The organism is Peptoniphilus sp. HMSC075B08 (assembly GCF_001815405.1).
Taxonomy (GTDB): domain Bacteria; phylum Bacillota; class Clostridia; order Tissierellales; family Peptoniphilaceae; genus Peptoniphilus_A; species Peptoniphilus_A harei.
The window spans coordinates 1-2433 of the sequence record NZ_KV820430.1 but is presented as its reverse complement, the minus strand read 5'-3'; the positions used below and the strand labels follow the sequence as shown (position 1 = coordinate 2433).

The window sequence follows — 2433 nt, the reverse complement described above, 5'->3', positions numbered from 1 at the left end:
AATAACACTGTAGAAAGATACAAAATGGGAAGGAGGTAAAATGAATACTAGAGTAAAATTAATAAAAGCTTCAAATACAGGAGCAAGAAATAGAAATGCACTACATTTAGATTTAAAACGAGTTGCAGCATATTGTCGAGTTAGCATTGATAGTAAAGACCAACTTGAATCATATAAATCGCAAGTTGATTATTACACAAATCTAATAAAAAATAATGAGAACTGGACTTTGGCTGGTATATACGCAGATGAAGCAACAACAGGAACAACTGCTACTAAAAGAGCAGACTTCATGAGACTAATTAGTGATTGTCAAAATGGAGATATAGACATGATAATAACAAAATCTATATCGAGATTTGCTAGAAACACATTAGATACTTTGAAGTATGTAAGGCTACTAAAGGAAAATAATGTTGGTGTAGTATTTGAAGAAGAAAATATAGATACTTTGACAATGGATGGAGAGCTATTATTAACAATATTAAGTTCAGTAGCTCAACAAGAAGTAGAAAATACCTCAGCCCATGTAAAAAAAGGACTGAAAATGAAAATGGAAAAAGGGGAGCTTATTGGTTTTCAAGGTTGCCTTGGCTACGACTATGACCCTACAACAAAAAGTATATCTATAAATGAAGAGGAAGCTAAAATTGTTAGATATATCTTTAAAAGATAGTATGCTGGAATGTGGATTTTGTGGAGAAATACTTTCAAGAAGAACTTGGCATACAAGTTCAATTTACAAAAAAATAAACTGGCAATGTGTAAAATCAACTAAAAAAGGTAAAAAATATTGCCCTCATTCAAAAGGAATACAAGAAGCAGCAATAGAAAAAGCTTTTGTTGAAAGCTATAGGCAATTATGCCACGCAGATTCAACAGTAATAGATGACTTTTTAAAAATTGTAGAAGAAGAAATAAATGATAATACTTTAGTCAAAGATTTGAAGAAGATAGAAAACCAATGACTTAACATTCTATTTCAAAACAGGAGTTAAAGATAGTCAAGATTCTAATAATTTCAAAGATAAAAGAAAAAACGCCAAAGACAATGACATTAATAAATTGTGGTCTTACAAGAATGACGAGGAGAATAAATTATGTTCCCAAGCAAAAGACAACGCACGTGGAGACGGTAGCACTTTTGTCCAAACTTGATGTCGATAAGCATATAAATATTGAAATTGAGCTCGATGAGCTTGATTTGACAAGTGCTGAAAGTAAGGCAACATATGCTCAAATCAAAGAATATGTTTGGAATAAATTTGAAATAAAAGTTTCGACATTATATATTGCACAGATAAAAAGGAAATGTGGAATAGAATTACGAGAACATTACAACAAGTCTAAAAAGGAGAAACAAGTTATTCCACAGTGTACACCTGAAAAAGAAGAAGCTATCATGGATGCTTTGAGACACTTCAAAATGATTTAATAGAAAAGAATGACAGTATATGACTTTCTGCATTTATTACATTCCTACTTGGTATAGGAACAGCTATTATTCCTTTATTGCAAGGTATCAATTAGAAAATAGTCTCAATAAAAAGATTGATAGGATTATTTTTATATTTAAAGGAGCGTTGAAATGATTGATAAAAGCAATAAAAAATTTTGAGATAAATTTGCTAAGCTATATGCTCTTTTCATGAAAAAAGACAAAGGAGTATATGATAAATTTTGCGAATACATTCGTCTTCATTTGAATAAAGACATGGTGGTTCTTGAACTTGCTTGTGGAGTAAGACCTTTTCTATCTGATAAGTTTGATATTACAAAGCATAAGAATTACAAGTTATTGGAAGATTATGATAATGAGAACTTGTTTGATGTGGAAGAGTATTTAAAGCAAAAAGGGAGGGCGAAGTTGACACCAAATACAAGTATATTTAGGGTATGATATATATGATATAAATTAAGAAAGAGGAGGAAAAACATTGGTTGATTATTTATTCAATTCATCTGGAGAATGGATCTGTTTCAAAGTTAATAAATTTATTTGGGACAAAAATGGAAAATTGATAGGATGGCTTCCGTGGGGAGATAATGAAGTTGTTACAATGAAAGGAGATTATTTAGGAACTATTGTAGATAAGGATAGAATTTATTATTTTACAAATCATCCTTATAGAGGCAATCCAGGCTATCCAGGTTATCCGGGTTATCCAGGCTATCCGGGTTATCCAGGCTATCCAGGCTATCCAGGATTTGCTGGATGTAAGCCTTTACCATCGGGTGCAAAAGATATAGTTATAAAAAAATAAAAGGATTTGTTTATTTGAAATTGAGAAAGCAGTAAGTCTAATATGATTTGCTGCTTTTTATATCCAACAATTTGAAGGAGGTAAAAATTGTAAGGATAAGAAGTCCTACTTAAAACAATTTAATGTATAAGATATTCAGCGATTGAAATATAAGTTCAGTCGCTTTTTT

At 30.9% G+C, this 2433-nt stretch carries 1 protein-coding gene and 4 pseudogenes; all 5 read left to right on the top strand.

Annotated features, from left to right (window positions below):
• Positions 1-40: 40 nt before the first annotated feature.
• The 5 genes and pseudogenes from HMPREF3023_RS01495 (at position 41) to HMPREF3023_RS01480 (ending at position 2264) form a co-directional block, all read left to right on the top strand.
• Positions 41-1158 (top strand): annotated as a pseudogene (locus HMPREF3023_RS01495) (recombinase family protein).
• Positions 1118-1435, top strand: a pseudogene (locus HMPREF3023_RS01490) (23S rRNA (uracil(1939)-C(5))-methyltransferase RlmD); the annotation flags it as partial. The pseudogenes HMPREF3023_RS01495 and HMPREF3023_RS01490, both read left to right, overlap by 41 nt.
• A gap of 153 nt (positions 1436-1588) precedes the next feature.
• Positions 1589-1745: pseudogene (locus tag HMPREF3023_RS09795) on the top strand (class I SAM-dependent methyltransferase); the annotation flags it as partial.
• Positions 1739-1900, top strand: a pseudogene (locus tag HMPREF3023_RS01485) (conjugal transfer protein); the annotation flags it as partial. The pseudogenes HMPREF3023_RS09795 and HMPREF3023_RS01485, both read left to right, overlap by 7 nt.
• 37 nt (positions 1901-1937) lie before the next feature.
• The gene (locus HMPREF3023_RS01480; RefSeq protein ID WP_070700097.1) at positions 1938-2264 is read left to right on the top strand and encodes a hypothetical protein; all 327 of its coding nucleotides are present in this window, start codon (positions 1938-1940) and stop codon (positions 2262-2264) included.
• Positions 2265-2433 lie beyond the last annotated feature (169 nt).